This is a genomic window from Crenothrix sp. (genome assembly GCF_043729335.1).
Taxonomy (GTDB): domain Bacteria; phylum Pseudomonadota; class Gammaproteobacteria; order Methylococcales; family Methylomonadaceae; genus Crenothrix.
Window position 1 is genome coordinate 64,660 of record NZ_JAYTLQ010000034.1, and the last position, 7,028, is coordinate 71,687.

9 protein-coding genes are annotated in these 7,028 nt (G+C 44.3%); 4 read left to right on the forward strand and 5 right to left on the reverse strand.

Features of this window, described 5'->3' with window-relative positions; translation table 11 throughout:
- Positions 1 to 7: 7 nt before the first annotated feature.
- The 3 genes from lepA to ACHZC4_RS08375 all read right to left on the reverse strand — a co-directional run bounded on the left by lepA (position 8) and on the right by ACHZC4_RS08375 (position 3,452).
- Complete coding sequence (lepA, locus tag ACHZC4_RS08365) at positions 8 to 1,807, reverse strand: translation elongation factor 4 (RefSeq protein ID WP_394753377.1); 1,800 nt, start codon at positions 1,805 to 1,807, stop codon at positions 8 to 10.
- Between the two features lie 390 nt (positions 1,808 to 2,197).
- Positions 2,198 to 2,740: a ribosomal protein S18-alanine N-acetyltransferase gene (rimI, locus tag ACHZC4_RS08370; RefSeq protein WP_394753378.1), complete on the reverse strand. Its 543-nt coding sequence runs from the start codon at positions 2,738 to 2,740 to the stop codon at positions 2,198 to 2,200.
- A gap of 10 nt (positions 2,741 to 2,750) precedes the next feature.
- Complete coding sequence (locus ACHZC4_RS08375; protein ID WP_394753379.1) at positions 2,751 to 3,452, reverse strand: uracil-DNA glycosylase; 702 nt, start codon at positions 3,450 to 3,452, stop codon at positions 2,751 to 2,753.
- Between the two features lie 147 nt (positions 3,453 to 3,599).
- On the opposite strand from ACHZC4_RS08375, the gene ACHZC4_RS08380 reads away from it, so the two are divergent.
- Entirely contained in the window at positions 3,600 to 4,895 is a 1,296-nt protein-coding gene (locus tag ACHZC4_RS08380) for an MFS transporter (protein WP_394753380.1), read from the forward strand.
- Positions 4,896 to 4,970: 75 nt separating this feature from the next.
- Positions 4,971 to 5,273: an XRE family transcriptional regulator gene (locus ACHZC4_RS08385; protein ID WP_394753381.1), complete on the forward strand. Its 303-nt coding sequence runs from the start codon at positions 4,971 to 4,973 to the stop codon at positions 5,271 to 5,273.
- Between the two features lie 18 nt (positions 5,274 to 5,291).
- On the opposite strand, the gene ACHZC4_RS08390 is transcribed toward ACHZC4_RS08385, so the two are convergent.
- The gene (locus ACHZC4_RS08390) at positions 5,292 to 5,786 is read right to left on the reverse strand and encodes a Uma2 family endonuclease (protein WP_394753382.1); all 495 of its coding nucleotides are present in this window, start codon (positions 5,784 to 5,786) and stop codon (positions 5,292 to 5,294) included.
- A 156-nt stretch (positions 5,787 to 5,942) separates the two neighbouring features.
- Here ACHZC4_RS08390 and ACHZC4_RS08395 point away from each other — a divergent pair, with 156 nt between their 5' ends.
- Positions 5,943 to 6,185, forward strand: a complete 243-nt coding sequence (locus ACHZC4_RS08395) for a type II toxin-antitoxin system ParD family antitoxin (RefSeq protein ID WP_394753383.1) — start codon at positions 5,943 to 5,945, stop codon at positions 6,183 to 6,185.
- Between the two features lie 339 nt (positions 6,186 to 6,524).
- On the opposite strand, the gene ACHZC4_RS08400 is transcribed toward ACHZC4_RS08395, so the two are convergent.
- Positions 6,525 to 6,746 (reverse strand): ribbon-helix-helix protein, CopG family, encoded by a 222-nt coding sequence (locus ACHZC4_RS08400; protein ID WP_087146491.1) that lies wholly within the window; start codon positions 6,744 to 6,746, stop codon positions 6,525 to 6,527.
- A gap of 91 nt (positions 6,747 to 6,837) precedes the next feature.
- Here ACHZC4_RS08400 and ACHZC4_RS08405 point away from each other — a divergent pair.
- Positions 6,838 to 7,028 (forward strand): hypothetical protein (locus ACHZC4_RS08405; RefSeq protein ID WP_394753384.1); only part of this gene is annotated, 191 nt, incomplete at its 3' end.

Sequence of the window (7,028 nt, forward strand, 5' to 3'; positions counted from 1 at the left end):
TACGCAGCTATTCTTTATTAAGTTGTAAAACTGCCAAAAATGCTTCTTGAGGAATTTCAATGCTACCCACTTGTTTCATGCGTTTTTTGCCAGCTTTTTGCTTTTCCAGTAATTTTTTCTTACGGCTGATATCACCGCCATAACACTTGGCCGTTACGTTTTTACTCATCGCTTTTACGGTAGAGCGGGCGATAACTTTGGAGCCAATCGCAGCTTGTATAGCTACTTCGTACATTTGCCGTGGGATCAGCTCCTTCATTTTTTCGACCAGATCGCGGCCACGGTTATTGCTCAGATCCCTATGCACAATAATCGACAAGGCATCCACTTTCTCAGCGTTAATCAATACATCCAGCTTGATTAAATCGGCTTCCTGAAAACGTAAAAATTCATAATCAAAAGAGGCAAAACCACGACTGACCGATTTTAAACGATCAAAAAAATCTAACACCACTTCACTGAGTGGCATTTCATAATGCAAAGATACTTGCCGCCCTGCATACTGCATATCTTTTTGTACGCCGCGCTTTTCAATGCACAAGGTAATAACACTGCCCAAATAGGCTTCTGGCACTAAAATATTAGCGCGAATAATTGGTTCCCTGATTTCCTTAACGACACCGCCATCCGGTAATTTGGCCGGATTATCGACCATTAACACTTGGCCGGTTTGGGTGATGACTTCGTAAATAACGGTGGGTGCAGTGGTGATAAGGTCAACGTTGTATTCGCGCTCCAGGCGCTCTTGCACAATTTCCATGTGCAACAACCCCAAAAATCCGCAGCGAAAGCCAAAGCCTAAAGCTTGCGAAGTTTCCGGCTCAAATTGCAAGGAAGCATCATTCAGATTTAATTTGTTTAACGCTTGACGCAAGCCTTCGTAATCATCGGAACTGACCGGATACAAACCCGCAAAAACCCGTGGCTGTACGCGTTGAAAACCGGTCAATTGCTCTAATGCAGGTTTGTCTGTCCAGGTGACGGTATCGCCGACTGGCGCACCGAAAATATCCTTAATACCGGCGACGACATAACCGACTTCACCTGTGTTCAGTATGTCTTTTTCCAGGCGCTTAGGTGTAAACACACCCACAGAATCGGCAATAAAAGACTTACCGGTGGACATGATGGTAATCTTTTGTTTTTTGCGGATACTGCCGTGCATAATACGCACTAACGACACTACCCCAAGATAGCTGTCAAACCAGGAGTCGATAATTAAGGCTTGCAAAGGGCCGTCAATATTACCGGTTGGAGGGGGTACTTTAATAACCAACTGTTCTAATACGTCTTTAACACCCAAACCGGTTTTAGCACTGATCATCAATGCTTCATCGGCAGGAATGCCTATGACTTCTTCTATTTCTGTCAGCACGCGCTCAGGTTCTGCTGAGGGCAAATCAATTTTATTCAGTACCGGAACAACTTCCAAACCCTGCTCTATGGCGGTGTAGCAATTGGCCACGCTTTGTGCTTCAACACCTTGCGCGGCATCAACGACTAACAATGCACCTTCACACGCGGCTAGCGAGCGGGATACTTCGTAAGAAAAATCAACGTGGCCTGGGGTGTCAATGAAATTGAGTTGATAGGTTTCACCGTCCTTGGCTTTAAAGTCCAATGTCACGCTTTGCGCTTTAATGGTGATACCACGCTCCTTTTCTATGTCCATAGAATCGAGTACTTGCGCTGACATTTCCCTGTCAGTCAATCCACCACATAATTGTATAAAACGGTCTGCGAGTGTTGATTTACCATGATCGATATGCGCGATAATGGAGAAGTTTCTGATATGTTTTAAATCCACTTATTCTTCAATTGGTTATGTTGGATAAAGCACTAAGCTTTTATGAGTCATCGGATATTTCCCTAAAAATGGCTCTGTCGCTAAGCGTGCGTTTTTTGGTGGCTGATTATAACAGACATAATAGAATCAAGATCCTACATTGCTGTAGAATCTCAGAAAACGGGCTGATTCTTAGATTATTTGGTTACTCATTTAATCTGGGACACGTTTTGTAGGTTGGGGTGAGGTAACGAACCCCAACGATACGACGCATCATGTGTTGGGGTTCCTTAACGTCACCCCAACCTACGCCAGTAACATTACACTTTGTCTCACCTTTAAGTGGATAGACGATTATGTTTAGATTTGACTGCAATTAAGTTTGTTTACACAAAACAAAACTGCCCTGAATTAATTAAACAATTGCAACGCCAGCATAATGGCATCTTCGCGGCCATTTTCAGCCGGATAATAATCTTTTCTGATACCAATTTCGTTAAATCCCAGGCTCTCATAAAGACCAATAGCCCCCACATTGGATGGCCTGACTTCCAGAAATACCGTTTCCGCTTTGCCTCTGACAGAATCAATGACATGCTGCATCATTTTTCGGCCTATGCCCTGCTTTTGCTCACCGGGATCCACTGAAATATTCAGAATATGTGCTTCGCCGACTGCCACGGATACCAAACAATAGCCCAACACTTTGCCTTGTTCTTCACACACCCAGCAGTCGTAACCCACTCTAAAACAATCGGTAAAAATATCTTCCTGCCAAGGGAATGGATAATTTTTTATCTCAATATTCATAACATGAGGCAAATCGCTATGCAGCATGGTACGCATACGCATCAAATCGTTTCTGCTCACAGAATCGGGAAATATTTCCGCATAAAACTCTCTATCAGCATCGTAAATTACAAAATTCTTAATCTTGTCCAACAGCCCTCGCATAACTAACCTTTTATGTCTTGTGTGTTTGCATTGCCAATTGTAAATCCAGCCAAGCATTACGCTTTTCTGACGGGGTGCGCAACAAGTACGCGGGGTGATAGACTACAATAACTGGCGTATTATTTAAAGTATGGACTTTGCCGCGTAGCTGAGTTAACGGGGCGTCGATTTTTAATAAGGTTTGCGCCGCAATACGCCCTACTGCCAGAATTATTTTGGGTTTAAGCAAAGCACATTGACGTTGCAGATAGTCGTTACAGCTTTTGGATTCTGCCGGCTCAGGATCACGGTCATTCGGTGGCCTGCATTTTACAATATTGCTGATAAAGACATCTTCCCGATTTAAGCCCATAGCTCTGAGCATTTCCGTTAACAATAGTCCCGCATTACCGACAAATGGTAAGCCTTGCTCATCTTCATGTTGCCCTGGCGCTTCGCCAACAATCATCCAGTCGGCGTTTTTGTTGCCAGCACCAAAAACCGTCTGGGTACGGGCTTCACATAAAGCACAACGCGTACACACAGAAACTTCAGCTTGCAGGGTTTCCCAGTTATCGTTCGGTGTTGGTACAAACTGCTCAATCAATACTCCGGACTTATCAGCTTGATCTGCTTCTGGAGAGGGCAAGTCCACAGCATTGGATGCAACTTTCGGTATCCACACATCAATGCCCATTGCTTGAAGATAATGTAGTCGTGTCGCGTTATCCAAAACGAATGATTAGCCTTATCGGTATATTTATAAGCAGGGTTTAAGTAACATACAGCCTCTTTTGGCGTGATGAACAGCATGCCGATAAATTATAGTGTATGTATTTAATTATCCAGCATAGTGTAAATCAATTTACCCATTCTAAATATGTCTATCTCACCCAATACAACCGACACCGATGCTCTGTACCGAAAAATCGCCTGGCGTTTAATGCCGTTTTTATTTTTTGGTTATGTGGCAGCGTATATTGACCGCATGAACGTCAGCTTTGCAAAATTGCAGATGGCTGGTGATTTGGGCTTTAGCGATACTGTTTACGGCTTTGGCGCAGGTATCTTTTTTGTCGGTTATTTCTTTTTTGAAGTACCCAGCAATATCATGCTGCATAAGATTGGCGCACGCATTTGGCTGACCCGCATTATGCTGATGTGGGGCATAATCTCCAGCGCTATGATGTTTGTTGATAGCCCCTTAAGCTTTTATGGCCTGCGTTTATTACTGGGCATGGGTGAAGCAGGATTTTTTCCGGGTATAATTTTATATTTAACCTACTGGTTTCCCAATCGTTACCGTGCCAAATGCACTGCTGTGTTTATTTTTGGCATTGCTTTTTCGGGGATTATTAGCGGGCCGATTTCCGGCTGGATTATGGAAAGCCTGCAAGGTGTGCAGAATTTACAAGGCTGGCAATGGTTGTTTTTGCTGGAAGGTTTACTGGCGGTCATTTTAGGCTGCTTTGCGCCGCTTATCTTGCAGGATAAACCTGAAAATGCAGCGTGGTTAACAGCTGCGGAAAAACAGTTAGTCCGCGAGCATTTAGCCGCCGAGCAGCAACTGGCGGTCACTCAGCACTGCTCTTTTAAAGAAACCCTGGCCAATGTCACTATCTGGCTGCTTGCGGGTATTTACTTTTTGCTGGTGGCCGGTTTGTACAGCATTTCGTTCTGGTTGCCGCAAATTATCCATGATTTTGGCCAGTCCAGTTTGATTATCACCGGCCTACTCAGTTCTATTCCGTATATTTGCGCCAGCATTGGCATGGCGTTTATTGCGCATTATTCGGATAAACACAATGAGCGTTACCGCATTATGCAGGTGTGTATGGGGGTGGGCGCAGTTGGACTTTTTGCCAGCGCCTGGTTTCAGTCGCCAATTAGTCTGTCGCTATTGAGTTTATCGGTAGCGTGTACTGGCATTATGGCGTGTTTTTCGTTGTTTTGGACAATTCCAACCAAGATACTGTGCAATACCAGTGTAACCGCGGCTACCGGTATTGCCATGATTAATTCGGTGGGGGGTTTAGGCGGTTATATCGGCCCGTTTTTTCTGGGCTGGGTTAAAGACACCACGCATAATTTAAGTGCCGGGCTTTATGTGCTGGCGGTAGGATTGTTGATTGCTATGGGGTTATTAATGCTATTGCGGTTACGTATTAAGGTTTAAGTGGAAAGTTGTGTGAAGGACTTAGCAGGAATTGAATCTTGCAAAAGATAGATTAAAAAAATTAAGAGGTCTGAAATGAACCCACATATTGGCTCTGACTTTGACAGTTTTCTTCAGGAAGAAGGTATTTTTGAAGAAGTAGAAGCTGCGGCAATAAAAAAAGTGATTGCCGCCATGATTGTACAAGCGATGAATGAAATGCATATAAACAAAAGTGAAATGGCCAGACGTATGAATACAAGCCGGCCTCAACTGGATAGGCTACTTAACCCTAACTGTCATTCTGTTACCTTAGCCACACTAACAAAAGCAGCTGCCGCTGTTGGGAAAAAGATTTCAATTAGCCTTGAAGACAACACGCACAATCAGTTAGCTTGAATTTTTAGGCGACTCGCCTTATACCAACACCTGACAGCCACACTCCAAGCCGATAACAACCGGAGACACTTGCCGCGTGGTTCGGTCTTTACGGACATGGAGAACCAACAGTGTCAGCGGATCGAAGACGATGACGTCCTTAACGCCTTGAGACAGGTAAAAAGGCGGCCCAATCTCTAAATCCTTGGCCTCATAGCCTTTGCTGACGACTTCAATGACGGCCTCGGGAATCATGGTTAATGCCGAATCCTGTTCTTCTTCACTCGGCTCTCTGCAAAATATTGAGATATCGGGGCGTTTTAGTCCAGTAGGAAATTGAATATACACATCGACAGCATGAACACATTCACAGCCTGACTGGGCATTATCGGTTTTAGTTATGCCTTGCACAATACGTTCTATATGTTTCTGATGACGATAAACAGGCTGCGCTTCCCAGATGTGAAGACCGTTGACGATTTCAAGGCGAATTCCAAGCTCGGTGGCTTGAAGCAGGATGGGCGATAGGCTCATGGCTTACTCTCCCTTTTAGGGCATTTATTTATTAATTTATGCGGGCCATGATAACACCCCAGCTAATGTAGGGTGTTGTATAAAACTAATTCGAGGCTTGTATTTTATGTCTTAATATACCAATATATGGTATATATTGGTAATTTGGAGGCGGTCATGGCAAAAAACACAAGTATTACTTTAGGCAATCATTTCGATTCTTTCATCTCTCAGCAGCTAGAATTTGGCCGATACGGCTCTGCGAGTGAAGTTGTTAGGGCGGGATTAAGGTTACTGGAAGATTCCGAAAGTAAGCTTCAAGCGCTTCGGCAAATGTTAATTCAGGGGGAAGAAAGCGGTATTGCCCACTACAATTATCAAGATTTTTTGGCCGAGTTAGACGAAATGACAAGTAAATGAAGTTATTTGAACTCAGTCACTCTAATTGATTTCATCTTTTTCCATGACCAACGAGAAAGCCGACCAGACCCGATGCAATCGCACTGACGATTGCAGCCGCCCATTTTTTATCGTCCGCTGCGCCAGTGGCAAAGGTGTAAATACATCCCACGAATATAGTGCCAACGATTACAAGCGAAAAGCAAAATAACGTGTAAGTCATCTTTCGCTTTAATATTGCGTCAGCCGTTTCCTTTAACCGCCTGGATTCAGCGTCTTCTGGCGTTTCGTTGCTGACTGATAATTCGTATTTGTGTTCTTTGCCGATTTGCCCCAGATTAATTTGTGGCTCAGACGCTATTAAATCCCCACAATTTCTGTGAGCAAGTGTTTGTCCTCATCAAGAATGCCAAAGCGCCTTTTCTCTGTCTTGGCTTCGGCCACTACGTCGTATAGGGCAATGGCTTTGCGTAATATCTCGGTTTTGGTTGTACACCCGGAAGCGGCCAGTTGCTCTAATCGTGCGTTCAGTTCAGGCGATACGGCCAAGCTAAGCCGAATTACATTTTTGTCTGTTGCCATAAAAATCTCCAATGCGTTATTTATGCGTAAATATTACGCTTTTTTGTGGCTTAGTGCTGGAAAATTTCACACGGAACAAGCGCGAAATAACTTGAGCAAGTTCATAATACCAAGCCAGAGCTTGGGTGATTGCGAGCCGGTCGGTGAAGGAATTAGTGAATTGCAATTGTTCTTCGGTTCGGAGGCTACCCACTTAAGGCGGGACACGGTGCAAGGCTTAACCGTTCGGCCTGAGCCTGTCGAAGGGTGGGCGGTTAAGCCGATCATGGTTCGACAAGCTCA

Bases quoted from the DNA above. Each gene is read 5' to 3' on its own strand.
- rimI (WP_394753378.1), bottom strand. From the start codon at position 2,740: ATGCGAGGGCTGTTGGACAAGATTAAGAATTTTGTAATTTACGATGCT.
- ACHZC4_RS08380 (WP_394753380.1), top strand. From the start codon at position 3,600: ATGTCTATCTCACCCAATACAACCGACACCGATGCTCTGTACCGAAAA.
- ACHZC4_RS08385 (WP_394753381.1), top strand. From the start codon at position 4,971: ATGAACCCACATATTGGCTCTGACTTTGACAGTTTTCTTCAGGAAGAA.
- ACHZC4_RS08390 (WP_394753382.1), bottom strand. From the start codon at position 5,786: ATGAGCCTATCGCCCATCCTGCTTCAAGCCACCGAGCTTGGAATTCGC.
- ACHZC4_RS08395 (WP_394753383.1), top strand. From the start codon at position 5,943: ATGGCAAAAAACACAAGTATTACTTTAGGCAATCATTTCGATTCTTTC.
- ACHZC4_RS08400 (WP_087146491.1), bottom strand. From the start codon at position 6,746: ATGGCAACAGACAAAAATGTAATTCGGCTTAGCTTGGCCGTATCGCCT.